Origin of the sequence: Corallococcus sp. AB045 (assembly GCF_003668895.1) — a bacterium.
GTDB lineage: Bacteria > Myxococcota > Myxococcia > Myxococcales > Myxococcaceae > Corallococcus > Corallococcus coralloides.
The window spans coordinates 55419-78767 of record NZ_RAWN01000016.1; the positions used below are offsets into that span (position 1 = coordinate 55419).

Here is a 23349-nt window from a genome sequence, read left to right on the forward strand (position 1 = left end):
CGGCCCCGGGCTCAGGACTCGGGGGCCGGATGCGTGCGGAACTCCGCGGTGGCCATCACCTGCACCTTCTTGCGGTGGGACACGGTGAAGCCCATGGACGCGGAGGCGCGAGGCGCGCTGTAGGAACTGACCGTGGAGGCCAGGGGTCGCATGTCATCGTCTCCGCCGTAGCCCCCGGCCCGGAGCCCGAAGACCCGCGTCTGCGACTCCCAGGTGCGCTCGGAGAAGCGGTGCAGCCCGGCCAGCGTCACGCCCAGCCCGGCCGCCACGCGGCGCGCCTTCTTCACCGACTCGCGGGCCAGCGCCTCCAGCCAGTCCTGCCGGGCCTCCGGCTCGCGCGTGTAGCCCCACCGGAGCTCGCGCAGCGTCGCCTGCTTCAGACCGGAGAGCGCCGCGAGCACGTCCCCCACCCGACCCATGTCCGCCAGGTGGATGCGCACCGTGTAGCGCGCGGACGAGGAGCGCGAGAGCAGCCCCTCCGATGTCTCCGCCTGCACCGCCTGGAGGGTGAAGGCCGAGGCCGGCACGCCCAGCTCCCCCATGCGGCCCACCAGCGAGGCCACCTCGCGCGCGTTGGTGAAGGCCGCGTTGCCGGTGAAGAACTCGGAAGCCTTCACGTCCACCACCGCGTCCACGTGATCCGCCTCCAGCTCGTGCTCGGCGGACAGCTCCACGACGATGAGTCCCGACTCGGTTGCGGCTTGCTCCGGCATGCGTCTCCCCGGGGTTGGTGACTGGAACGGCGAGTATAGGCCCACGACGGACACCGGAGGGCATGCCTATGCTCGCGCCACGACCATGCGACGCATCCCGTCCCGGCTGTGGCTGTTGTGCGCGCTATACTTCGTGCAGGGGCTGCCCTTCGGCTTCCAGGTGACGGCGCTGCCCGTCTACTTGCGCACGCGCGGCGTGTCCCTGGCCGCGCTGGGCTTCGCGGGCGCGCTGTCCCTGCCGTGGATGCTCAAGGCGCTGTGGGCGCCGATGGTGGACCGCTACGGCTCCGCGCGCATCGGGCGCAGGCGTTCGTGGATTCTCCCCATGCAGGCGGGGCTCGCCATCGCGTGCGCGGGGGCGGCCTTCGCGGCGGGGCAGGACTCGCTGCCGCTGCTGTTGGGCCTCATCTTCGTGATGAACCTCTTCGCCGCGACGCAGGACATCGCGGTGGACGGCTTCGCGGTGGACCTCTTGCGTCCGGAGGAGCTGGGCCTTGGCAACACCGCGCAGGTGGTGGGCTACAAGGTGGGCATGCTCACCGGCGGCGGGCTGCTGGTGTGGGCCAGCGCGAGCATCGGCTGGTCCGGGCTGTTCCTGGTCATGTCGGCGCTGTGCCTGACCGTCTTCACCGTCGTCCTCTTCGTGCGCGAGCCGCCTCCGCGCGAAGCCGAAGGCCACGAGTCACCGAAGCTGGACTGGCCCGCGCTCTGGGCCCGCATCAGGTCCGCGCTCACCGTGCCGGGCACCGGGTGGCTGCTGCTCTTCATCGGCACGTACAAGCTGGGCGAGACGATGTCCGACGTCCTCTACAAGCCCTTCCTCGTGGACGCGGGCTTCACGCCGGCGCGCATCGGCCTGTGGGTGGGCACGTGGGGCACGGCCGCGTCGCTCCTGGGGTCCATGTGCGGGGGACTCCTCGCCGCGCGCCTGCCGCTCTTGCGCGCGGTGGCCCTCACCGGAACCTTGCGCCTGTTGCCGCTCGCGGGGCGGTGGCTGCTCACGCAGGCCGGCGTCAGCGACGCGGGCGTGCTGGGCGTGACGCTCGCCGAGGAGTTCTTCGGCGGCGCGCTCACCACCGTGATGTTCGCGTTCATGATGTCGCGCACGGACCGGCGCATCGGCGCCACGCACTACACGCTGCTGGCCAGCGTGGAGGTCGCGGGCAAGGCCCCCGCGGGGCCGCTGGCGGGCCTGCTCGCGGATCCGAGGTACGGCAACCTGGGCTACGGGAACATGTTCCTCCTGGGCGTCGCGCTGTCCGCCGCGTTCCTCGCGCTGCTCGCGCCCCTGCGCCGCAACGTGTCCACAAGCCCGGCACCGCAGCCCGCATCGTGAAAGTTTCCAGGCTCGCGACACGCTCTTTCACAGGCGTGTCACGGGCCGCACGTGTCACAGGAACCTCATGCGGGCCGTGTCAGGGGGGCGTGGTACTCGCCAGCGCGCTGCTCGCGGTTCTCCCCCCTTGAATGAAGAGGTTCCCCATGAAGACCCTGTCGATGAAGTCGCTGCTGGGCGCCCTGATGCTGTTCTCCGCTCCGGCGTTCGCTGACTCCACCACCAGCATCCCCGCCTTCGAGGCGAGCATCACCGCCGCGAAGAGCCCCACCAGCCCCGGCGGCACGACCATCCAGCGCTCGGAGATCCGCAACGCGCTGGACGCGTTCCTCAACGACATTGGCCTCGGCGTGGACAGCACCGAGCGCGCCTATCTCACCACCCGCCTCAGCGACACGCCGTTCCAGCAGTCCATGACGGGCACCGCGGCGAAGTATTTCGCGGACTTCTACGAGCTGAACGATGCGACCTTCACGGGCTACCCGCTGAACCTGTATCCCGTCGCCCAGACGCCCGCGGTGCTGTTCGGCGCCACCGGCTCGTTCGCTTCCGCGCGCATCTACGAGGGCTACATCCCCAACGGCCAGGGCATCACCAACCAGCAGACGCTGGGCGAGGCGTTCAGCAACGCCTTCGGTCCGCAGGCCAGCGATTTCGAGCCCATCACCGTGCGGGAGCTCATCGCGCAGCTCAGCGCCTACAGCTACAACGTGGACGAGGTGGAAGGCGCGGTGGCCTACATCACGCAGATTTCGCGCAACAGCAACCGGCTCTACAGGACGGGCTGGAGCTGCCGCGGGTGCGGCGCGCCGGGCTACACGCAGGGCTTCACCATCGCGGCGGTGAGCACGGACCGCCGCTTCGTGCGGATGATGTCCGTGACGACGTACGCGGACTGACGTGACGCACCGCCGCATGCGCGCGGGGGCGACACCTGCGCGCTTGCGGTCCCCGCCGCCTCCGTTCATTGATGCGCGTCACACGCACCGGGTGGGCGGAGGCGCGCTTCCGGCCCGGGCATCACGCAGCAACCGAAAGGAAGCACCATGGCGGAGATGAAGACGTATACGGGTGGCTGCCACTGTGGACAGGTCCGCTACGAGGCGACCACGGACCTGGCGCAGGTGGTGAGCTGCAACTGCTCCATCTGCCACAAGATTGGCGCGGTGCTGACGTTCGTCCCGCCGGAGCAGTTCAAGTCCCTCTCCGGCGCGGACGCGGTGAAGGCCTACCAGTTCAACAAGAAGGTCATCAACCACCTGCACTGCCCCACCTGCGGCGTGGAGTCCTACGCCACCGGCAAGGGCCCGGACGGCAAGGAGATGTTCGCCGTCAACCTGCGCTGCGTGGACGGCGTGGACCTGTCCACCCTCAACCCGTTCCCCTACAACGGCCGGGACGCGTAGGCCGCTTTTTCGCAGCAGGCCGCTCAGCCCTTTCGGAGACTGGGCGGTACGGTGCGCTCCCGGCCCCTGTCCGGCTAGCCGCCCTCCGGCGGTGCGAAGGTGCCCACGGGCTTGTCCGCCGCCCGCCACAGGTACCAGCTCACCACGCTGCGATAGGGGCGCCAGCGCTCGCCGTACGCGAGCAGCGCCTTGGGCTTGGGCTGTTCCTTCAGGCCGTGCAGCACCATGAAGCCCTTGCGCACGCCGAAGTCGTCCACGGGGAGGATGTCCGGCCGGCCCAGGCGGAAGATGAGCAGCATCTCCACGGTCCACTGGCCAATGCCGCGCACCTGCGTGAGGTGCTCGATGAGGTCCGCGTCGGACATGCGGCGCACGCGCGCGAGCGGCGGCACGGTGCCGTCCACCGTCTTGCGCGCCAGGTCCTGGATGGCCAGCAGCTTGTTCGCGGACAGCCCGGCCTCGCGCAGCGTGGCGTCCGGGAGCGCGAGCAGTTTCTCCGGCGTGAAGCCCTTGCCCTGCCCCACCCGCTCGCAGACGCGGCCGAAGATGGTCGCCGCCGCGCGGCCGTGGAGCTGCTGGTAGACGATGGAGTGCGCCAGCGCCTCGAAGGGGCTGTGCAGCGGGGACCGCTCGAAGCGGAACGGGCCAATCGTCTTGAAGAGCGTGCCCAGGATGGGGTCCGCGCGCACGAGGGCGCGGCGCGCGGCGGGTGTGAAGGCATCCGGCAGCAAGACAGGGGTGGAAACAGGAGCGCGCGGCATGGGCCGCATGCTGCCCGGCCCCACGCCACGCGCAACCCCCGTCTTGTTTTGGATGCGCCGCGCTAGATGGGCGCGGCGTGCTCCGTCTCCTCGGGCACGTCGTTGCGCGGCTCGCCCTCCATCAGGGAGTCGTATTCCTCCTCCAGCTGGATGCCCAGGTCCTCCAGCTGATCCTTGCTGAGGATCTTCCGCGCCGCCTTGAAGAGGTCCTTCTCCTCCTCCTCGACGTGGTGCTCCACCTGCTCCTGGAGGACCTTCATCTTCGCGTCGAACTCCTCATCGGAGGGCTCCATGTCGAGCAGGTCCGCGATGAGGCGCTTGACGGCGAGGTGCTCCTCCACGGCCTCGCGCAGCGCGTCCTCCGTGTCGTCCTTCTTGAGCGCCGGATACAGGTACAGCTCTTCAATCTTCGCGTGCGCGCCCAGCCGGTCGGCGATCTGCTCGAACAGCTCCTGGCGCTCGTCGTCCTCGTGGTCCGACAGCTTCTCGTACTTCTTGAAGAGCTTGGACACCTCTTCGTGCTGCTGCTTGATCAGCTCCAACGCGTTCATTCCCCTGCCCCCTGAATGAAGTGGATGTGCAGATAGATGGGGGTGGGACCGTCCGAAGGGAAGCCCACCCGCACGCACTTCTCACTTCACCGGCAGCTTGCGCGACGGCAGGTCCTTCACCGCGGGGCCGTTGAGCACGCGCCCGGTGGGGCTGAAGCGGCCGCCGTGGCAGGGGCAGTCCCAGGAGCGCTCCGCGTTGTTCCAGTGCACGTGGCAGCCCAGGTGCGTGCACACCGGGGACACCGCGTGCGGCGTGCCGTCCTCCTCGCGGTACACGGCCACCTTGCGGCCCTCCACCTCCAGGATCTTCCCCTCGCCCGGCGCCACGTCCGACAGGTGGCGTCCGTCCGGCTTGGACAGCCGGTCCGCGACGAAGCGGAAGGCCACCTCCGCGTTCTCCTGGATGAAGTCCTTGGCGCCGGCCTTGGGCTTCACGCGGCCCGCGTCGTACAGCGCGGCGTAGGGGTTCTCGTTGCCGAGGATGAGGTCCGACACCACCATGCCCGCGAGCGTGCCGAACGTCATGCCCGTGCCGGAGAAGCCCGTGGCCACGTACACGTGGCGGCTGCCCACGTTGCGGCCGATATAGGGCAGGCCATCCGCGGACTCGATGATCTGGCCGGACCAGCGGTGCGTGATGCGCTTCACGGGGAAGCGGTCGCGTGCGTACGCCTCCAGCGCGGCGAAGCACGACGTGGTGTCCTCCTCGCTGCCGACCTTGTGGTCCTCGCCGCCCACGATGACGTAGGGCACGCCGTCCACCCGCTGCGTGCGGATGTAGTGATACGGGTCGCGGCTGTCGTAGTACTGGCCCGGCTCCAGCGGCCCATCCAGCGGGGCCGCCACCGCGTAGGTGCGGTACGGGTAGAGCTTGGTGTGCATGGCCACGCGGTTGAGCGGCGTGGTGGTGGCCTCCACCACGGCCTGCGCCGTCACGGTGCCCTTCTCCGTGACGACGCGGCAGGGCGTGCCGTCATGGATGTCCACGACCTTGGTGTTCTCGAAGAGGTGGCAGCCGTCTCCCGGGATGCGGTCCGCGAGCGCGAGCAGGTACTCCCGCGGGTGGAACACCGCCTGGTCCTCCACGCGCAGCGCGCCCTTCACGGGGAAGGGCAGCGGCACCTCCTTCGTGTAGGACGCCAGCAGTCCGGCCTGCCGCGCCGCGGAGACCTCGTGCAGCAGGTCGCGCAGCTCCGCTTCCGTCTCCGCATAGCGGAAGCCCGGCACGCGGGTGAAGCCGCAGTCGATGGCGAGCGTCTCCACCAGGGACGCAATCTGTTCGATGGCGGCGCGGCTGGACGACGCGGCCAGGTGCGCGCCCTTCTCACCGAAGTCCTTCAGGAGCGTGGTGTACGGCGTGTCCAAGAGCTCCGTGAGGTGCGCGGTCGTCTGTCCCGTCTGGCCGGAGAGGACGCGGTGCATCTCCAGCACGGCCACCTTCTTGCCAGCGCGCTTGAGCAGCCAGGCGGTCGTCAGGCCCGCGATGCCCCCACCAATGATGGCCACATCCACGTCCAGGTCGCCCGGCAGGGAGGGGAAGTCCCGGGGAAGCGTCGTCACCGTCCAGAGGGATTTGTGCTGGCGCTCGTCATTCATGAGGGAAGGCTAGGAATCCGCTTCCCAGGGCATAAGCCACGCCTGCCGAGCCCCGCCCGGCCGGTTGCCCAGCGTCGGGCGTTCGCGATCCAACAGAGCTTCGCCCCAGGTGTTGGTCAGTCAGGGGCCGAGCGTGAACAGGGCTGGGGTGCGATGTCGCCAGCGCGTTAAAACGCCCCTTGGACCCGAAGGTCCGCGCCGGGCGGACCCAAGGAGCATGCGCAGAATGCCCGTGGAACGCGTGGCTGGTGGGGCCAGCCTGGTGGATGTGCTGGACCGCCTGCTGGACAGGGGTTTGCGCTTCGACACGCCGGCCCTGGAGGTCCTGGGCCGAGCCTCTCCTTTGGAGGGGCAGACGCGCATCGTGGTGGCATTTTCGGAGGTCCGCACCGCAGACTCGCAGGAACGCGGTCGTTCCCCGCGTCCCCCTTCACCCGGAGCGTAAGGTCGTGGCGTCTCCAGCCCCGCTGCCCCCCGCCGAAGCCGATCCCGGGGCGCGCCTCGTGCTCGCCGAGCACCTGCTCGCCTGCGAGTCCGCCGTCACCTGTGCGCGAGCGGTCGTGGAGTGGCTCGCGCGCAGACATGGCTCGCCCACCGCATGTGTCGGGCCGGGGGATGGCGCGGGTGCGTCCGCGTGCCTGGCCAGTGAAGGACTGACGGGGGCGCAGCAGGCCGCGTTGGCCCGGGCGTGGGACGCACAGGGTTCGCCGCTCGCTGGCTTCCGGAATCGGGCTGGGGCGCGGTGGCTGGCGGCGGACGCGGTGGAGGGCGCGGCGATGCCGGGCGGGTTCCTGGCGGTGCCGCTGGGCCGCTCCGGAGCGCCCGCGGCCGCGCTGCTGGTGGTGGGGCTGCCCGGCCCGGCCGTGCCGGAGGACGTGGCGTGGGTGGCGTCGTGCGCGGGGCCGCTCCTGGCCCGGCAGCTGGCCTCGGATGCGCGGGCCCCGCGCCGTCCGGAGCCGGACCGGCTGCTGCGCCGGGTCATCAACGCGGTGTCGGATCCGGTGCTGCTCACGGACACGGAGGGCACGCTGCTCTTCGCCAACGCCCGCGCGGAGGGACTGCTGGTGGCGGGCCCGGACGCAAGCCCCGGCCGCACGCGGGCGGTGGAGCTCAACCAGCGCCTGTTCCGGGAGACGCTCGCGCAGGGCGGCACGTCCGTGCACCGGCGCGAGGTGTCGCTGGTGGATCCGCTGGAGGGCTTGGACCTGCTCTTCGAGCTGGCCACCACGCCGGTGCTGGCGCCGGACGGGCCGTCCGTGGTGGTGAGCGTGCTGCGCAACCTGACGGACCTGGGCCGCGCCACGCAGGCGCTGGGGGAGAGCTACCGGCAGCTGCGCGCCACGGAGCGCGAGGCCCGGAGCGAGCGCCACCGCCTGGACCGGGTGCTGGACTCGGTGGCGGACCCCATCATCCTGACCGACCCGGCGGGCGGCATGGTGATGATGAACGACCCGGCCGAGCGCCTCTTCGCCTGGCCTCACGAGCGGGGCACGGCGGGCGAGGCCGCGGGCGGCGAGGCCACCTTGCGCCGGGTGCGAGCCAACGACGCCCTCTTCGCGTCCTTCCTGGCGAACCTGCTGGGGCCGGTGAACGCGGGCGTGTCGCGCTGGAAGAGCCAGCTGACGCTGGACGACCCGGACACCGGCGCGCCCGTGCCCATGGAGGCCATGGCCAACAAGGTGCTGGGGGACGGGGGCGAGCTGACGGGCATCGTCACCGTGTTCCACGACCGCACGGAGGTGCTGGAGCGGGCGCGGCTCCTGGAGCGCGTGAAGGAGGTCTCCAGCGAGCTGGAGGCTCGCGTGCAGTCCGCCACCGCGGAGCTGGCGGAGCAGAACGAGAAGCTGCGCCGGCAGGCCATCCAGTTGGAGCAGGCGAGCGCGGCCAAGTCGCAGTTCCTGGCCAACATGTCGCATGAGTTCCGCACGCCGCTCAACGCCATCCTCGGCTACACGAACATGCTCTTGCAGGGCGTGTCCGGGGAGATGACGCCGCCGCAGCGAAGGAACCTCACGCGCATCGACTCCAACGGGCGGCACCTGTTGGAGGTCATCAACGAGATATTGGACATCACCCGCATCGAGGCGGGGCGGATGCCGCTGCACCTGTCGGACTTCGGCATCCCGGAGCTGCTCCAGGAGGTGATGGCGGAGATGGACCCCATCATCGCGCGCAGCAAGCTGACGGTGGACACGCGCCTGGATGAAGGGCTGCCGGGGGTGTGGAGCGACCGACAGAAGGTGAAGCAGATCGTCCTCAACCTGTTGTCCAACGCGCTGAAGTTCACGCACGAGGGCGGCGTGCACGTGGCGGCGGAGTATCAGAACGGCACCGGCACCGTGGCCATCTCGGTGAAGGACACAGGCATCGGAATCGACGTGTCGAACCAGGAGAAGATCTTCGAGGACTTCCAGCAGGTGGACAGCTCGCCCACGCGTGCCTATGGGGGAACGGGCCTGGGCCTGTCCATCTGCCGTCGCCTGGCGGCGATGCTGGGGGGACGCGTCTCCCTCCAAAGCGTCCCGGGCCAGGGTTCGACCTTCACCCTGCACTTTCCAAGACGTGCGAGACGGACATGACGAACACCCCGGAAAAGACAAAGCCGCTCGTGCTGGTGGTGGACGACTACCAGGATGCCCGGGAGATGTACGCGGAGTACCTGGAGTTCTCCGGCTTCCGCGTGGCGGAGGCGAAGAACGGCCAGGAGGCGTTGGACAAGGCCTTCGAGCTGGCGCCGGACGTCATCCTGATGGACCTGTCACTGCCGGTGATGGACGGCTGGGAGGCGACGCGCCGGCTGAAGGGCGACGCACGCACGAAGGGCATCCCGGTGGTGGCGCTCACGGGGCATGCGCTGAAGGGCCACTCGGAGGACGCGAACGAGGCCGGGTGTGATGCGTACGTCACCAAGCCGTGCCTGCCGGACGCGCTGGTGGACCAGGTGAAGAAGATGATCGCCCTGCGCGAGGCCGCATCCGCGCGCTGAAGCCGCATCTGTACGGAGGGGGCACGTCATGACGACGAAGACCCAGGAGGAGTCCTCGCGCGAGGGGCGGGCGCACTACCTCTACGGCATCGTGCACGAGGACGGCGGAGGGGCGCCGGAGCTCGCGGGGTTGGGTGATGCCCCGGTGCGGCTGGTGCGCGAGGGAGGCCTCGCGGCGCTGGTGTCCGACGTGGCGGGCCCGAGGGTGGTGCCCACGCGGGCGAACCTCTTGATGCACCAGCGCGTCACGGAGGCCGTGGTGCGCGAGCACACGCTGGTGCCGGTGGCCTTCGGGACGGTGCTGCCCTCCGAGGAGCGCGTGCGGGAGTTGTTGCGCGTGGCGCGCGCGCCGCTGAGCCATGCGCTGTCCGAGCTGGAGGGCCGGGTGGAGCTGGGGCTGAAGGTGTACTGCCACGGCGACGCGCTGACGCGCAGGTTGCTGGAGGCGCGGCCGGAGCTGGCGCGCGGCCCCGCGGAGCTGGAAGAGGACCACGAGGCGAGGCTGGAGGCGGCGCTGCACGACTGCACCCGGAAGGACCTGGACGGGCTGAGGGCGGGCCTGCGGCCACTGGCGGAGGCCACGCACGAAGCGCCGCCGCTGGGTGAGCGGATGATGTTCAACGCGGCCTGGCTGGTGGACCGCACGCGGGTGGCCGCGTTCGAGGCACGGGTGCAGTCGCTGGTGGCGCGACTGGACGCGTACACGTTCCGGTTCACGGGGCCGTGGCCGGCCTACAGCTTCGTGGACGTGCGGCTGGACGTGGAGTCGGTGTCCGCCGAGCCGTGAGCCTCAGCGCGGCGCGGTGAGCTTCGCGGCGTCGTCGGCCAGGAGCTCCAGGCCGCCGCCCATGCGTGTCCAGCCGGGGGTGAACTCCGTGCGCGCGTACCACGAGCCGTCCGGCGTCTTCGCCATGGAGAGCTCGCCCACGGCCTTGCCGCCGCGCTGGTACTCCACGCGGAAGGCGGGCGTGGGGGCCGGGCCCGGAGGGGCTTCGCCCCGGCCCAGGAGTTCCACGGGAGTGAGGCGCCACAGGCGGTCATGCCAGTTGCGGGCGAAGTCGTCCGGGGTGCCGGAGGCGTCCACGGGCGACAGCTGCACGGCACCCGGCGGTTTGCCGCTGGCGACGAAGGCGCGGGACGTGGTGCCGGTGGAGATGACGATGTGGTCGAAGCCGTCCACGTCGAAGGTGTGCAGCCGTCGGTCCACGAGCCGGCTGGACGCGGCCTCCAGGTCCGGCAGCAGTCCCGGGCCGAGGAGGAAGACGTGCCCGTCGGACGTGCGCTGGAGGTAGGGAGCACCCCAGCCCGAAGCGGGCGTCGCGAGGCGGAACGTCCTGGGCGTTCCGTCGAGCGTGAGCGTCAGCCCGCGCTCCGTCTTCGCGAGGCCGATCTCCTCCAGCTTCTTGTCGTCCAGGACGCCCAGGTCCCGCTGCGCGCGCAGCGGAGCGAAGCGGGAGAACAGCTTCAGCGCCACGTCGTTGCCGCGCAGCTCGCGGGGAGGAGGCACGGGGGCGGGGCTCGCGGGCGTCCCCGCGTCGGAGGAAGCGTTCGCGAGTGCGCCCGTTTGGGTGCCTCCGTCACTGACCGCCGGGAGCGAGCCCGTGTTGGCACCGGCAGTCGCGGGCGAGCCAGCATCGGACGTCGCGCGGGCCAGCGCTCCTGCATCGAGCGCGGCACGTCCCGCGTCGCTCGCACCAGCGAGTGCGCCGGCCTCCGAGGCGTGGGCCAATGCTCCTGCATCAGGCGCGGCACTGCCCGCATCACGGGTGGGTGCGCCGGCCTCCGTGGCGCCTCCTGCTTCGGCACGTGGCTTCGCGGGCTTGTCGCCCAGGCGGACCCAGACGGTGTCGCGGTCCTGGGGGTCGCGGAACAGCTCCACGAAACGCGTCTCCTCGTCATACCGGATGCGGTCGAGCGCGCTCGCCCGCGCGTCCTCCACCGTCACCTCACCCGGCGCACGCGAAGGCTCGCGCTGCCACACGAAGAACGCGGCCACGAGCGCCACGCCCGCCAGCACGCCCTGCACCGCCACGTCGCGCGCCTTCATCGCGCACCTCCCGCCACCGCGGTGCTCCGGGGCGCGCGCCGTCCGCGCCGCCGCGTCACGAAGAAGCCCACCGCCAGCACCGCCACCGGCATCCCGAAGACCGTCGCGTAGAACCACACGACGTCCTGCGAGCGAGTGTGCTGCAACGGCACGTCCTCCTCGCTCGTCGTCACGCCGGAGAGCGCCTCCTCGCCGGAGAGCCAGCGCAGCGTGTCCACCGCGAGATACGCATTGCCCACGTTGCCCAGGATGCCGTCCCCCAGCGCGTCCGCGTCCGCCATCACCACCGCGCGCGGCGCGGGCTTGCCCTCCGCGGCGGGCCGCTCCACCGCCACCACCAGCGGCCACGCCTTCGTGACCTCGCCCGGCTCCGGTTCGAAGTCGCCATTGCGGTCCGCGAACGTCTCTCCGTGCGCGCGCACGCTCGTGTCCAGCAGCACGCCGGGCACGGGCGGCGTGACCTGCTCCAGCGCAGTCGCCCCCATGAACGCCACCGCGCCCTGCGAACCCAGCGCGGACAGCGACGTCACCGACGGGTGCGAGGAGAAGCTCGCCGTGCCCAGGTTGCCTCGGTCGCTCTGCTGACGCGTGGTGCGGAAGTACACCCGGTCATTCGCCAGCGGCACGCGCAGCGACTTGAGCCCCATCGGTTGCAGCAACGGCTCCAGCGCCGCGCCATCCGGCTCCAGCGCGATCCACAACCGCCCTCCCCGCTCCCAGTACTCACGCAGCGCGGAGCCCTCTTCCGGAAGCAGCTCCCGCGTGGGCCCCAGCACCGCCACCATCGCCGCGTCGCCCGGCACCGCCGAGCCCAGCCCCTCCGCCACCGTGAGCGTGCGCACGTCCACGTTCTGCGCGCGCAGCAGCTCCTTGAACTGCGCCACCGACGGCCGGGCCGCCTCTCCCGGCACGGGCCGCGTGTCGGCGCGCTCCCCGTGGCCGCCCGTGAGGTAGACGATGCGACGGGGCTTCGCCACCGCCAGCAGCCGCCGCTGCACCTCCGCGTCCAGTCGCTGGAGCTGCCCGCGCGCACGCTCCGGATCCAGGCCCAGGGTCAGGATCTCCTTGCGGTCCCCCCGCGCCAGCACCACGGAGCCGTTGTTGCTGACGCCCAGGGCCTTGCCGCGCGCGGGCTCCACCGCCTGGTCCAACGACTCCACGCCCAGCTGCGGACTCTCCGGCTCCAGGTCGCGGAAGTACTGCCGCGCCGCCTCGCCCACCTCGTTCGCGGGCGGGAAGAAGAGCGTCACCTGCAAGGGCTCGTTGAGGCCGCGCACCAGCTTGCGCGTCGCATCACCCGGCTTCGCGGTCCGGAAGTACGACAGGTCCCAGGTCGCGCCCGCTTGCGTCGCCACGTACGTCGCCGCGAACGCGAACACGATGACGAACGCCATGCCCAGACCGGAGAACAGCGCGCTCTTCACCCGGCCCGTCTCCGGCACGGGCGCCCGAGCCATGGCCACGAGCGCGGCCTCCACCATCGCCAGCGGCACGAGCGCGCACAACAACAGCGCCGGGAACAGCACCGCCAGCACCACCGACAGCCGGGGCGACGCACGCGACAGCGGCTCACCGAGGAGCGCCGTCCCCACGTCCCCCTTCACGAAGTAGAGCACCAGCGCGGCCAGCCCCACGACGTACAGCGTGAGCACCCACCGCTCCAGCGCGCGCCGGTCCGCGGGCGCGGCGATCATCCGCACCGCGCGCCACGCCGTCGCGGCCACCACCACGGCGGTGCCCAGCGCCGCCAGCGCCACGCGGCCGGAGCCCACGCCCAGCACGCGCTCCGCGAGGAACACGGCCACGAGCCCCGCGACGAACGCCCCCGTCGCGGCGAGCCCCGTCCCGAAAGAAGCCGGCGCGCTCATCGCCACCTCCGCGCTTCCAGCGCCCGCGTGGCCGCGAACAGCGCCACGTAGGTGACCACCAGGTAGTAGACGACGTCCCGCACGTGGATGATCCCCGCCTGGAACGGGGGGAAGTGCTGATTCCACAGCGACATGGCGCTGAAGACGTCGGACAGCGGCTGCTCGGTGATGCGCGCCAGCAGCCAGCACAGGATGAGCGCCACCAGCATCACCGCGGAGAAGATGGCCGCGAGCAGCTGGTTCTTCGCGAGCGACGACCCGAACGTGCCCACCGCCAGCGACGCGCTGCCCAGCAACAGCAACCCCAGGTAGCCCGCCGCCACGTGCCCGAAGGACACCTTGCCGTTCACCAGCACCAGCAGCGGCATGTAGAGCGTGAGCAGCAGGTACAGCGCCAGGAACGCGAGCCCCGCCAGGAACTTGCCCAGCACGATGTCCCGGTCCCGCACCGGCGACGCGTACAACAGCGGCAGCGTGCCCGTCTGGCGCTCCTCCGCGACCAGCCGCATGGACACCAGGATGGCCGCCACGATGGTGAAGCCGCTGGAGTAGTAGAAGAAGCCGGACAGCACCTCCGCGGAGCGCTTGCTCGCGCCGCCCAGGGCGTACGCGTTGAAGAACAGCCCGTTCACCGCGAGGATGATGGCCAGGATGACGTAGCCGCTGAGCGTGCGCAGGTAGCCGGCCAGCTCGCGGCGAGCAATCAGGAGCGCCTTCACGCCTTCACCTCCTGCCCGTGCGTCAGGCGCAGGAACAGCGCCTCCAGCTGTCCCTCGTTCGCGTCCAATCGCAGCAACTCCAGGCCCGCGCCCACCACCGCCCGCGCCACCTGGGGCCGCAAGTCCGGCGCCGCCGCGACCTTCAGGGCCAGCACGCCACGGTCCCCTTCCCGCACCTCCACCGCGCCGAAGCCCTGCAACGCTTCGAGCGCCCTTGCCCGGTCGCCCCGCACCTCCAGCACGATGGACGGACCGCCCAGGCTTCGCGACAGCTCCTCTTCACTGCCCTGCGCCAGCAGCGTGCCCTTGTGGATGATGAGCAGCCGGTCACACGTCTGCGAAATCTCCGGGAGGATGTGGCTGGACACGAGCACCGTGTGCGCGCCCTTGAGGCCGCGGATGACGTCGCGCATCTCCACGATCTGGAGCGGATCCAGACCGCTGGTCGGCTCGTCGAGGATGAGCAGCGCGGGCTTGTGCACCAGCGCCTGCGCCAGTCCCACGCGCTGGCGGTAGCCGTGGCTGAGCGTGGAGATGACCTCGCCGTGCACGTCGCGCAGGCCGGTCTTCTCCTCGGCTTCGCCGACGTGGGACGCGGTGGCCTTGGCGGGCACGTCGCGCAGCCGGGCGACGTAGGCCAGGTATTCGCCCACCGTCATCTCCTCGTAGACGGGGGGCACGTCGGGCAGGTAGCCGATGCGCTGGCGCACCTCGTGGGACTGGCTCACCACGTCGTGCCCGTCGATGACGACGCGGCCCGAGGTGGGCAGCAGCACGCACCCGAGAATCTTGAGCGTGGTCGACTTGCCGGCGCCATTGAGGCCCAGGAAGCCGATGACCTCGCCCTGGCCGATGGTGAAGGCCAGGTCCCGGATGGCCGCGTGCTCGCCGTAGAACTTCGTCAGCCCTTCGACCTGGATCATCAGGACTCCTCGACGCGAGAGGAAGCGGCGCACTTCTGTCGCCCCTCCCGAGGAGTGTCAAGCACGGGGCTCACCCGTGGTGGTATTCCGCGCCGTCGGTGGTCCGGCCCAGCGTGAAGCGCAGCGCCTCCTCCAGGCCGGGCAGGAGGAAGGAGAAGCCATGGGCCTGCGCCACGGTGGGCAGGACATGGATGCTGGACAGGAGGGTCTCCTCGCCCATCTGCCCGAACACGGTCTTCACCACGGCGGCGGGCAGCGGGAACACCGCCGGACGGTGGAGCACCTTCCCCAGCACCTTCGCCAGCTCGCCCTGTCGCACCGCGTTCGGGGACACGGCGTTGAGCGGCCCCCGGATGGACGGGGTGAAGAGGGAGAGCTGGATGAGGCCCAGCACGTCCTCCAGGGACACCCAGCTCAGCCACTGGCGTCCGGAGCCCACGGGCCCGCCGCCGCCCGCCTGGGTCGCGAGCGCCAGCTTCGCGAGCGCCCCGCCGCGCGCGTCCAGCACCACGCCGATGCGCAGGTGCACCACGCGGATGCCCGCGTCCTCGGCGGGTTTGGTGGCGGCCTCCCACTGGCGCGTGACGTCCGCGAGGAAGCCGTCACCGGAGGCGGACGTTTCGGTGACCTCCTCTTCGCCCCGGCTGCCGTAGTAGCCGGCAGCGGAGGCGCAGATGAGCACGCGCGGCTTGCGGGTGGCGCGGGCCAGCGTTTCACACAGCAGGCGGGTGCTCTCGGTGCGGCTCTTGAGGATCTCCTGCTTGCGCTCGTCGGTCCACCGGCCCTCGCCGACGTTGGCGCCGGACAGGTGGACCACGGCGTCCACGTCCTCCAGGCCCGCGGCGTCGACGGTGCCCTTGTCGGGAGCCCAGGAGATGTCCCCGCGCGCCGCGTTCGCACGGCCGCGCACCAGCCGCTTCACGCGGTGGCCGCCGGTGGTGAGGAACGACGCCAGCGCGGAGCCCAGCATGCCGGACGCACCGCCGATGGCCACGGTGAGCGGGCCCTGATTCGCGAAGGCGGCATGGCGGCGCAGGTCCGCGCGGGTGAGCGTGTGGCGGTAAGCGAACATCCGCTCCAGGCGCTTGCGCGCGTAGCCCCCGCCGAAGGTGTCCCCGAGCGTGCCCACGGGCAGCTCGTACTGGATGGAGTCCTCCAGGACGGAGGTCTGGGGGCCCGAGGGATTCATGCGGTGGTCATGGATCCACTTCGCGAAGGGGCCTTCACGCTGGGTGTCCTGGAAGGAGGAGCCCTCCACGTAGGCGGTGTGCTCGGCGACCATGCGCTGGGGGATGGGGCCCAGGTGGAGCTTCACGACGACGCGGGCGCCGGGGCGGATGCCGTCGCCGGAGCGGTCCACGACTTCAGCGGTCTCCCAGGGGGGCGACAGGCGTTCGAAAGCCCCCTCGCGGGTGTGCCAGGAGAAGAGGTCGGCGGCGGGGACTGGCATCTGGCTGCGCGCATCGAAAACGTGCGACTTGCCCATGGTTTCTCCAGGGGAGACAGTGCGACCCGAGCATGCTTACTCCCGACCTCCTCGACCGTGCAGTCGAATTGCTGCGGCACGGCGGTGTCATCGCCCTGCCAACAGAGACGGTCTACGGCCTCGCGGCCAACGCCGAGGACGAGCTGGCCGTGCGCCGCGTCTTCGCCATCAAGGGCCGGCCGGCGAACCACCCGCTCATCGTCCACATCCCGGATGAGGAGTACCTGCCGGAGTGGGCCCGTGAGGTGCCGGACGAAGCGAAGGCGCTGGCGAGGGCGTTCTGGCCGGGTCCGCTGACGCTGGTGCTGCGGCGCACGTCAAAGGCCACGGACGCGGTGACAGGCGGCCAGGACACGGTGGCGTTGCGAGTGCCCGGGCACTCCGTGGCGATGGAGGTGCTCGAGCGGCTGGGAGGAGGCGTGGCCGCGCCGAGCGCCAACCGCTTCGGCCGGGTGAGCCCGACGACCGCGGAGCATGTGCAGCGAGACCTGGGCGACGACGTGGACCTGGTGCTGGACGGAGGTCCGTCCACGGTGGGCGTGGAGTCGACCATCGTGGACCTGTCGTCCGGAGCCCCCGTGATTCTCAGGCCCGGAGGTCTGGCGACGGAGGACATCGAGCGCGTGCTGAGGCGCGCGGTGCCCGTGCGCACGTCGACCACGGTGCGCGTGTCCGGTTCGCTGGAGTCGCACTACGCGCCCAGGGCGGGCGTGGTGCTCGCGGAGCCGCATGAAGCAGTGCAGCGGGTGGAAGCACTGCGCGCACAGGGATTGCGAGTCGGAGTGCTGGGCCCCGCGTCACTGTCACTGCCCACGGACGTGCAGCGCTTCGACGTGCCGGGAGAACCGGCGCAGGCCGCGCGGGTCCTCTATGCGCGCCTGCGTGAAGCCGACGAACAGGGCCACGACGTGCTCGTGGCCTGTCTGCCCGCCGCGAGCGGCCTGGGCATTGCCGTGCGAGACCGACTGTCCCGCGCTGCGGCGCCCCGCGAAGGCTGATCCTTGAGACATACCTCTCCTGGGTAATAGCAGCCCACGGAGAACGATTGGATCCTCATCTGACAACCCCAGACAGCGCAGCTGCGTCCTCGGAGCGTTCTCAGATGAAGCTGAACCTCACCCTCTTCCGGGAAGAAATCGACTCCTTCGAAGGATGCCTTCGCGGTACCGCCGGCAACCGCGCCTACCAACCCAGCAAGTCCACCAAGAAGCTGCTGGACGCAGACCACAAGATCTACTTCGTCAAGACCGAGCCTCGGCCTCCGAAGTGGCTGAAGTTTATTGAGAGCTACGTCTCCACCAAGGAGACCGAACACCTCAGCAATCACACGGCTTCCGCCCTCGTCCTGCTGAAGGTTACTACCCACGAAGGGCCGCGCTTTTTCGGCATGTCCGCAGGATTCGGTCACCTCTTCATCAACAAGGACAACATCGAACTCAACTTCGGACTCATCACTGCGTTGAACTCGGTTGACCCCACCAAGCTCAGAACAATCGATTCCAAGAAACTGGGCGTCCAGACCTTGCAGAAAAGAGAAGCCTCGAACCTCGAGACAAAACTTGGGGAATTCGGCTTCGAATTCGACAGCGAAATCCTCCACATCGTTTCCGGCACCTGTATCGATGAAACGCTCGGTGCTCGGATCGGAGGGTCCGACAGTCTCAACCTACACACCAAGCTGGACTTCGAAGAACTGCCAGCCAAGTGCGCAACACTCTTCAAACGCTATCGAAGCGACTCGTACAAACAGGCCTTCTCCTTCATCGACCATGTCAAACTGGAGAAAAGTTCTCGCATCAAGCAACAGCTCGACGATCAGATGCTCGACGTCCTGAACAAACGCCGGAGCGCGCCGCATGTCTCTGTCGCCTACCCTGATCAGATCGACTACAACGAGTGCGTCAGCTATCTGATCTCAGGCAAGGGCGGAAGCTCCATCGTGGACGAGATCACGCTTCAGCGCATCTACGATTATATTGGCAAAGAGACGCTGACAATCGACGACCTCAAGAAGATCAAAATCTTCGGACTCAGCGATCTTGACAGAAACTCAAGGCGCACTGAGATCGAGCCGCTGTACGCATACCTCACCCACGAGGCGAAATTGGGTGACAGGCGGTACATTCTCAGCAACAGGCGTTGGTATGAAGTCGACAGGGACTACCTGGAAAAGCTGGACCGCGACTTGAAGGAGTATGTCCGGTTCAGCAGCACCCCGATCCTGCCTCCTTGGCGCCTGAGCCAAAACAAGAAGGGAGTCTGGGTTCATGACGAGGGCGATTACAACAAAGCCTGTGGCGCAGACAAAAACTTCCTCTTGCTCGACCGAAAGCTCTACTCTTTCGGAACTGGCCACGGGGGCAGCCGCGTAGAGGTCGCGGATCTATTCCACCGACCTTCGTCGAAGCTTCTCTGCGTCAAGAAGCTTTCCTCTTCAGCGACGCTCAATCACCTCTTGGCGCAAGCCACTGTCTCCGCAGAACTCTTTTCCGACATGGAGCAGTACAGGGAGCGGTTCTTGGCCAGCGTCGCAACGCACTGGGGGATCGCCAAGCCAGCTCAGGATTTCATCCGAACCCTGAAGTTTGTCTATGCCATCGGAACACAGGAGACAGTCCCGCTACTGGATCTTCTCCCGGTCTTCAGCAAGGTGATGCTCATGAAGCACATCCGACTGCTTCAGCGAGCACGGTTTGATGTCGAACTGGCTCAGGTTCTCATGACCAATGATCAGGCCCAGCCCGCCACAGCGCCCCCTGCCCCCAAGCAGGCAACCGCGAAGGTGCTCCGGCGTCGCGTCCGTTCCTGATGCAAGCAGAGTCAAACCAGCGTGGGGCTTGATTCGCGACTTTGGTCCGATAAATGGCCGCCAGGTCTGCCAAGCGCGCGGCGCCCAGCGTGTCACTGACACTGCGCACGGACGTGCAGCGCTTCGACGTGCCTGGGGAACCGGCGCAGGCCGCGCGAGTCCTCTACGCGCGACTCAGGGAAGCCGACGAACAGGGCCACGACGTGCTCGTGGCCTGTCTGCCCGCCGCGAGCGGCCTGGGCATCGCCGTGCGGGACCGGCTGTCCCGCGCGGCGGCGCCCCGCGACAGTTGATCAGAGGTCCTTCACCAGTTCCTGCCGCGCCTTCGCGGTGTAGCGGCCAATGAGGTCCGCGCGCCTGGGCGAGTACTTCGCGCTCTCATACTGGATGGCCATGATGCCCCGGGCCGGCAGCGTCCACTGCGTCAGGTTCACGTGGCTCTCGAGCGTGGTCCACCGGTTGAGCACCTTGAACTGTCCCTGCCCCGCGAGCGCGCTCTCCAGTGCCTCCGCGGAGGCAGTCGCGTCCGCCTCCTGCAGCGGCGCCAGGTCCGCGGCGAAGCGCACGGGAACGTCTCCCCACTTCACCTGCCGCTTCACCTCACGGGCCGTCTTCGGCTCCCCGAACTTCCGGGTGAGCAGATCGCGCATCAGCGTCTGGAAGGTGCGCGGATCTCCCACGTCCTGGAAGAAGACGTCCACCGCCGCCAGCCGGTTGTCCAGGAACCCCAGCGCCACCTCCGCCGGAAGCTCCGCGATGGTGGTCTTCAACCGCAGCGTTCCATCCGGGGACACGCTCGCCTCCGGCAGCGCGGCGCGGACCTCGTCCGGCGACATCCCCCAATGGGCCGACTGGAACCCCTCCGTGCTCCGGTAGGTCTTGTCCGCCGCATCGCGAATCGCCTGCCGCCGCTCCAGCGCGGAAGGCTTGTCCGGATTCGACGACGCACAGCCCGCCGCCAGGCCCAGCACCCCCAACAACCCCAAAGCCCCAAGCTTCATCTCATCGCTCCAATTGCAATCACGGGCCTCTCCCCATGGAGGCCTCCGTCGCAGGCATCCCGCGCGCTTTACGAGACGCGGACATAGAGGAATACGGAGGGACTCCGGAAGCTGGGTCGCCGGACGCCCAGGGGCTTGCGGCCAGCAGCCCGGGTCGCCCAGGCTCTATCCCTGGAGAGGGGAACAAACACATGGGCATCGCCACGGGGTGGTTATGGGTCGTCCTGGCCATGGCATCTGGCGCGCAGCCAGGCCCTTCCGCCGAAGCTGTGTGCGAGCTCTCCGCGCTCTACACCGCCGAACGGGCCTTCTTCGGGGAGAAGGATCGCCACGACATCCCCGCGGTCGTCGGCTTCCTTCCCCTGCCCTGCACCGACGGCACCCGGCCTCCCGCGCCGGACGCCCACTCCGTCGGCGGCTGCCAGTTCGTCTTCACCGTCCTCGAAGCAGGCCGCGCTCCAGATACCACCCTGAAGCTCGAAGCCCGCGGCGTCACGCCCGCCACGCGGAACCTGCGCTTCCTGCTGGATGGCCGCGACGGCTTCGTCACCCGCGCGGACTCCAACGCCCGCGTGGCGCCCGTGGACTGTGATGCCTGGAGACGGGCGGCGGATCCGCTCCTGCGCTACCACGAGCTCGTCGGGGAGTACGACTGCGTCACCGGGCCCTACGCCCCGACGCATCCCTGCACCGAGGCCCTCACCCAGCTCATGAACCTCGCGCGCAAGGGCGTGGGCGTCGCCAGGAAGGAGTACGACGCGCACCCCACCGCGCGTGAGCTGTATCCCTTGAGCCCGCCAACGCCCGCCATGCTCCTCTGCGGCGTCACCGCTTCCCCCGAGCAGCGCGCCCAGCACGCGGACCTCCTCTTGAGCCAGGGCAGCCTCCTGGACGTGGTGCTCCAGCCCGGGTGCCGGGATGCCGGTCTTCGCGCAGGCATCCCCCTCCTGTTCAGGGACGGGGCCTGCCCGGGCCCACATTGTCTGGAGTTGATTCGCCTGGCCCAACGCATCCGTCTGCCTGAACGGTTCAGCGTCCTCGAAGGTCGCGCCGAGTCGCTGGTCACCTGGCTCTGGACTCAGCCCACCGGGCTCCAGCACGACTTCCTGCGAGCCGCCACGGACCGGGGCTCCAACAGGGTCGACGCGCTCCTGCTGCTGCATCAAGGGGTCTGGCCCAGCCTCCAGGCCCTGACCACGCCTCCACTCACTCCCCTGGAGAATGCGTGGCTCGAACGCGCCCACCGTGAGCACCCCACCCTGGCCCCCCTCCTGCGTCTGCTGCGCGAGCAGCAACAGAGCCACCCCGCCACCGACGCGGACTTCGAGACCTGGGCCCGAACCGTCCCCTGCCCCCAGCTCCACGATGTCCGGGACGTGACCCTGTCCGCGACGCGCCTGCGCGCCATCGCCCAGACCCAGTCGCGCTGCCCGGGAGACGTCGTGTCGGTCCTGTCCCGCCACGTCGCGAAGCTGTCTCCCAGGAAGCTCATCGACGTGCTCCAGCCGCTGACCGCGGCGCAGCTGCGCATGCTGCGCACGGAGCTGGGCCTCGACGACCCCGCACGCGCGGAGGCCCTGCTCGACTGGGTGATGGAGCGCGACACCGGCCTGCTCGACGGGCTGACCGCCACGCCCGCCGTCGTGACGAAGCTGCTCACCCCACCCCACGCGAACCGGCTGGGCGGACGCGAGGCGGTCCTCGACCTGCTGCTGGATTTCCAGCGGAGCCCGCGCATCACGCCGACCGACGAGGGCATGCTCCACCTGATGGCCGAGGCCCTGAAGGGCACGCCTTCCGCGGCCCGCGTCAGGAACATCGCGGAGCGGAACCTGTCCCCCGAAGTCCGGCAGCGACTGCTGTCCAGCATGCTGCGAGCCCGGGACCCACTACTCCAGGCCGCCGCCGCGGCGGGCGCCGCGGATTGGAAGGCCGCCGATGGCATCACCGCCCCCGCGGCACGGGCCTGCCTGGCGGAGGCCCGCGTCACCCTGGAATGCATGGCCACCCGGTCCAGGCCCCTGGGCCCGCCCCCTCCAGGGACCCGGCAGTTCCTCTTCGGGTGCGGCACGGGGCCCCAGCCGCCTCCGGCCCCACCCCCGCCCATCGAGGCCTGGTGCACACGCTTCGAAGAACACGTGGCGACCTGTCCCACCACCTGCGGAGGCACGCTGCCGGGTCCGAGCGAGCTCGCGCTCCTCGCGTCCATCGCCGGCGACCCACCACCCACCGCGCCGGACGGCCTGCGCGCCTGCTCGCCGGACCTTCCATGAACCCCCAACTTCGGCGGGCCGCGTCAAAGCCCGTTCTCCCTTTTACAACCGCCGTCCGCTCCGCTATCCCGCGACGGTCACCCAGGAGTGTCCCGTGAAGCGAAGTCTGTCCGGTCTGCTCGTCGCACTCGCGTTCACCGCCTGCAAGCAGGAGGCGCCGGGCAAGATGGAGCCCATCCCGCGCCCGCCGGGGGCCACCGCGCCCGAGCCCGAGGAGGCCGCTCCCGTTCCCGCCGCGCCCGCCGTCCCCAAGGACGCCGTCGTGCTGCGCTGGAAGCTGGTCCAGGACGCGCCCGTCTCCTTCCGCCTCAACCTGGCGCTGGACCGCAACGCGGCCGTCCCCGAGTCCGCCCCGGCGAAGGCCGCCAAGGCCGACAAGAAGAAGGGCGCCAAGGCCGCCCCCGCCGCCGAGGCGCCCAAGGCCGCCACCAAGGCCGCCGTCCCCACCGAGTACATGTACGTGCTCGTGCTGGACAAATCCGGTGAGCGCCAGCTGCGCGTGACGCCCAACGCCGGCGTGGGCGAGGACGCCACCTTCAGCGACCGCGGCTTCATCATCGACGGGCTCCAGGGCCCCGCGCGCAACCTGGCCACGCTGGTGCTGGAGCTGCCGCGCGACCCCGTGCGCCCCGGCGAGACGTGGTCCCTGGGCACCGAGCTCACCACGCCGGACGCCCTGGGAACCCTGTTCCGCCGCGCCCCCGGCGGCGAGCGCCACAACCGCGTGAAGCTCGTCTCCGTCACCCCGGGCGACAACGGCGAGCAGGTGGCCACGCTCGAGTACGACATCGTGGAGCAGTTCGGCGGCACCCTCAGCGCCCCGCGCCCCACCCTCCCCAAGAAGGACAAGGGCGCGGGACAGATGGGCCTCGAG

Annotated in this window: 21 protein-coding genes; 11 read left to right on the forward strand and 10 right to left on the reverse strand. The window is 69.9% G+C overall.

All coding sequences use genetic code 11. The features are described 5' to 3' along the window. Positions 1 to 11: 11 nt before the first annotated feature. Positions 12 to 713 carry an SIMPL domain-containing protein gene (locus tag D7Y21_RS06290; protein WP_120567328.1) on the reverse strand — a complete coding sequence of 234 codons (702 nt, stop codon included), beginning with the start codon at positions 711 to 713 and terminating at the stop codon, positions 12 to 14. A gap of 85 nt (positions 714 to 798) precedes the next feature. Between D7Y21_RS06290 and D7Y21_RS06295 the strand changes: the two genes are divergently transcribed. The 3 genes from D7Y21_RS06295 to D7Y21_RS06305 all read left to right on the forward strand — a co-directional run bounded on the left by D7Y21_RS06295 (position 799) and on the right by D7Y21_RS06305 (position 3455). Next, the gene (locus D7Y21_RS06295; RefSeq protein ID WP_121711900.1) at positions 799 to 2049 is read left to right on the forward strand and encodes an MFS transporter; all 1251 of its coding nucleotides are present in this window, start codon (positions 799 to 801) and stop codon (positions 2047 to 2049) included. Between the two features lie 146 nt (positions 2050 to 2195). Continuing rightward, a complete protein-coding gene (locus D7Y21_RS06300) occupies positions 2196 to 2948 on the forward strand; it encodes a hypothetical protein (RefSeq protein ID WP_121711902.1) in 753 nt (250 codons plus the stop codon). A gap of 147 nt (positions 2949 to 3095) precedes the next feature. Then, positions 3096 to 3455 carry a GFA family protein gene (locus D7Y21_RS06305; RefSeq protein WP_121711904.1) on the forward strand — a complete coding sequence of 120 codons (360 nt, stop codon included), beginning with the start codon at positions 3096 to 3098 and terminating at the stop codon, positions 3453 to 3455. Positions 3456 to 3529: 74 nt separating this feature from the next. Here D7Y21_RS06305 and D7Y21_RS06310 read toward each other — a convergent pair whose 3' ends face one another. The 3 genes from D7Y21_RS06310 to D7Y21_RS06320 all read right to left on the reverse strand — a co-directional run bounded on the left by D7Y21_RS06310 (position 3530) and on the right by D7Y21_RS06320 (position 6363). Beyond that, positions 3530 to 4216, reverse strand: a complete 687-nt coding sequence (locus D7Y21_RS06310) for a DNA-3-methyladenine glycosylase (protein ID WP_120567366.1) — start codon at positions 4214 to 4216, stop codon at positions 3530 to 3532. A 62-nt stretch (positions 4217 to 4278) separates the two neighbouring features. Continuing rightward, positions 4279 to 4767 (reverse strand): hemerythrin domain-containing protein, encoded by a 489-nt coding sequence (locus D7Y21_RS06315; RefSeq protein ID WP_121711906.1) that lies wholly within the window; start codon positions 4765 to 4767, stop codon positions 4279 to 4281. A gap of 81 nt (positions 4768 to 4848) precedes the next feature. Further along, positions 4849 to 6363: an FAD-dependent oxidoreductase gene (locus tag D7Y21_RS06320; RefSeq protein ID WP_120567323.1), complete on the reverse strand. Its 1515-nt coding sequence runs from the start codon at positions 6361 to 6363 to the stop codon at positions 4849 to 4851. Between the two features lie 449 nt (positions 6364 to 6812). On the opposite strand from D7Y21_RS06320, the gene D7Y21_RS06330 reads away from it, so the two are divergent. From D7Y21_RS06330 to D7Y21_RS06340, 3 genes are read left to right on the forward strand one after another with little or no spacing between them, the layout of a single operon-like run. Continuing rightward, positions 6813 to 8942: an ATP-binding protein gene (locus D7Y21_RS06330; RefSeq protein WP_121711908.1), complete on the forward strand. Its 2130-nt coding sequence runs from the start codon at positions 6813 to 6815 to the stop codon at positions 8940 to 8942. Next, a complete protein-coding gene (locus tag D7Y21_RS06335; protein WP_120567320.1) occupies positions 8939 to 9349 on the forward strand; it encodes a response regulator in 411 nt (136 codons plus the stop codon). The genes D7Y21_RS06330 and D7Y21_RS06335 overlap by 4 nt, the downstream gene beginning before the upstream one ends. 28 nt (positions 9350 to 9377) lie before the next feature. After that, complete coding sequence (locus D7Y21_RS06340) at positions 9378 to 10136, forward strand: GvpL/GvpF family gas vesicle protein (RefSeq protein ID WP_120567319.1); 759 nt, start codon at positions 9378 to 9380, stop codon at positions 10134 to 10136. Between the two features lie 3 nt (positions 10137 to 10139). Here the strand turns inward: D7Y21_RS06340 and D7Y21_RS06345 are convergent, their stop codons facing one another. From D7Y21_RS06345 to D7Y21_RS06365, 5 genes are all read right to left on the reverse strand, one after another. Further along, positions 10140 to 11396 (reverse strand): hypothetical protein, encoded by a 1257-nt coding sequence (locus D7Y21_RS06345; protein ID WP_121711910.1) that lies wholly within the window; start codon positions 11394 to 11396, stop codon positions 10140 to 10142. Next, positions 11393 to 13264, reverse strand: coding sequence for a Gldg family protein (locus D7Y21_RS06350; RefSeq protein ID WP_121711930.1), 1872 nt, complete (start codon positions 13262 to 13264; stop codon positions 11393 to 11395). Before D7Y21_RS06350 ends, D7Y21_RS06345 begins: the two co-directional genes overlap by 4 nt. Beyond that, the gene (locus D7Y21_RS06355) at positions 13261 to 13983 is read right to left on the reverse strand and encodes an ABC transporter permease (protein WP_121711912.1); all 723 of its coding nucleotides are present in this window, start codon (positions 13981 to 13983) and stop codon (positions 13261 to 13263) included. The genes D7Y21_RS06350 and D7Y21_RS06355 overlap by 4 nt, the downstream gene beginning before the upstream one ends. Next, positions 13980 to 14906, reverse strand: coding sequence for an ABC transporter ATP-binding protein (locus D7Y21_RS06360; protein WP_120567316.1), 927 nt, complete (start codon positions 14904 to 14906; stop codon positions 13980 to 13982). The genes D7Y21_RS06355 and D7Y21_RS06360 overlap by 4 nt, the downstream gene beginning before the upstream one ends. Positions 14907 to 14976: 70 nt before the next feature. Next, positions 14977 to 16392, reverse strand: coding sequence for a TIGR01777 family oxidoreductase (locus D7Y21_RS06365; protein ID WP_121711914.1), 1416 nt, complete (start codon positions 16390 to 16392; stop codon positions 14977 to 14979). 32 nt (positions 16393 to 16424) lie between these two features. On the opposite strand from D7Y21_RS06365, the gene D7Y21_RS06370 reads away from it, so the two are divergent. The 3 genes from D7Y21_RS06370 (at position 16425) to D7Y21_RS06380 (ending at position 19494) form a co-directional block, all read left to right on the forward strand. Then, entirely contained in the window at positions 16425 to 17390 is a 966-nt protein-coding gene (locus tag D7Y21_RS06370) for an L-threonylcarbamoyladenylate synthase (RefSeq protein WP_120567314.1), read from the forward strand. A gap of 104 nt (positions 17391 to 17494) precedes the next feature. Continuing rightward, positions 17495 to 19201: a DUF6119 family protein gene (locus D7Y21_RS06375; RefSeq protein ID WP_120567313.1), complete on the forward strand. Its 1707-nt coding sequence runs from the start codon at positions 17495 to 17497 to the stop codon at positions 19199 to 19201. An 89-nt stretch (positions 19202 to 19290) separates the two neighbouring features. Beyond that, on the forward strand, positions 19291 to 19494 hold the full coding sequence (locus D7Y21_RS06380; protein WP_304988556.1) for a Sua5 family C-terminal domain-containing protein: 204 nt from the start codon (positions 19291 to 19293) through the stop codon (positions 19492 to 19494). On the opposite strand, the gene D7Y21_RS06385 is transcribed toward D7Y21_RS06380, so the two are convergent. Then, positions 19495 to 20202, reverse strand: a complete 708-nt coding sequence (locus tag D7Y21_RS06385) for a hypothetical protein (protein WP_147443398.1) — start codon at positions 20200 to 20202, stop codon at positions 19495 to 19497. It abuts the gene before it with no gap. Positions 20203 to 20393: 191 nt separating this feature from the next. Between D7Y21_RS06385 and D7Y21_RS06390 the strand changes: the two genes are divergently transcribed. Together D7Y21_RS06390 and D7Y21_RS06395 are read left to right on the forward strand one after the other, a co-directional pair. Further along, on the forward strand, positions 20394 to 22475 hold the full coding sequence (locus tag D7Y21_RS06390) for a hypothetical protein (protein WP_147469199.1): 2082 nt from the start codon (positions 20394 to 20396) through the stop codon (positions 22473 to 22475). Between the two features lie 94 nt (positions 22476 to 22569). Next, a partial coding sequence (locus tag D7Y21_RS06395; RefSeq protein ID WP_121711918.1) for a hypothetical protein occupies positions 22570 to 23349 on the forward strand: 780 nt, incomplete at its 3' end.

What these genes read in the sequence shown, in the direction of transcription:
- D7Y21_RS06345 (WP_121711910.1), bottom strand. Translation starts at nt 11,396, where the DNA reads ATGAAGGCGCGCGACGTGGCGGTGCAGGGCGTGCTGGCGGGCGTGGCG.
- D7Y21_RS06370 (WP_120567314.1), top strand. Translation starts at nt 16,425, where the DNA reads ATGCTTACTCCCGACCTCCTCGACCGTGCAGTCGAATTGCTGCGGCAC.
- D7Y21_RS06320 (WP_120567323.1), bottom strand. Translation starts at nt 6,363, where the DNA reads ATGAATGACGAGCGCCAGCACAAATCCCTCTGGACGGTGACGACGCTT.
- D7Y21_RS06350 (WP_121711930.1), bottom strand. Translation starts at nt 13,264, where the DNA reads ATGAGCGCGCCGGCTTCTTTCGGGACGGGGCTCGCCGCGACGGGGGCG.
- D7Y21_RS06290 (WP_120567328.1), bottom strand. Translation starts at nt 713, where the DNA reads ATGCCGGAGCAAGCCGCAACCGAGTCGGGACTCATCGTCGTGGAGCTG.
- D7Y21_RS06365 (WP_121711914.1), bottom strand. Translation starts at nt 16,392, where the DNA reads ATGGGCAAGTCGCACGTTTTCGATGCGCGCAGCCAGATGCCAGTCCCC.
- D7Y21_RS06375 (WP_120567313.1), top strand. Translation starts at nt 17,495, where the DNA reads ATGAAGCTGAACCTCACCCTCTTCCGGGAAGAAATCGACTCCTTCGAA.
- D7Y21_RS06315 (WP_121711906.1), bottom strand. Translation starts at nt 4,767, where the DNA reads ATGAACGCGTTGGAGCTGATCAAGCAGCAGCACGAAGAGGTGTCCAAG.
- D7Y21_RS06300 (WP_121711902.1), top strand. Translation starts at nt 2,196, where the DNA reads ATGAAGACCCTGTCGATGAAGTCGCTGCTGGGCGCCCTGATGCTGTTC.
- D7Y21_RS06305 (WP_121711904.1), top strand. Translation starts at nt 3,096, where the DNA reads ATGGCGGAGATGAAGACGTATACGGGTGGCTGCCACTGTGGACAGGTC.
- D7Y21_RS06310 (WP_120567366.1), bottom strand. Translation starts at nt 4,216, where the DNA reads ATGCCGCGCGCTCCTGTTTCCACCCCTGTCTTGCTGCCGGATGCCTTC.
- D7Y21_RS06340 (WP_120567319.1), top strand. Translation starts at nt 9,378, where the DNA reads ATGACGACGAAGACCCAGGAGGAGTCCTCGCGCGAGGGGCGGGCGCAC.
- D7Y21_RS06360 (WP_120567316.1), bottom strand. Translation starts at nt 14,906, where the DNA reads ATGATCCAGGTCGAAGGGCTGACGAAGTTCTACGGCGAGCACGCGGCC.
- D7Y21_RS06390 (WP_147469199.1), top strand. Translation starts at nt 20,394, where the DNA reads ATGGGCATCGCCACGGGGTGGTTATGGGTCGTCCTGGCCATGGCATCT.
- D7Y21_RS06295 (WP_121711900.1), top strand. Translation starts at nt 799, where the DNA reads ATGCGACGCATCCCGTCCCGGCTGTGGCTGTTGTGCGCGCTATACTTC.
- D7Y21_RS06335 (WP_120567320.1), top strand. Translation starts at nt 8,939, where the DNA reads ATGACGAACACCCCGGAAAAGACAAAGCCGCTCGTGCTGGTGGTGGAC.
- D7Y21_RS06385 (WP_147443398.1), bottom strand. Translation starts at nt 20,202, where the DNA reads ATGAAGCTTGGGGCTTTGGGGTTGTTGGGGGTGCTGGGCCTGGCGGCG.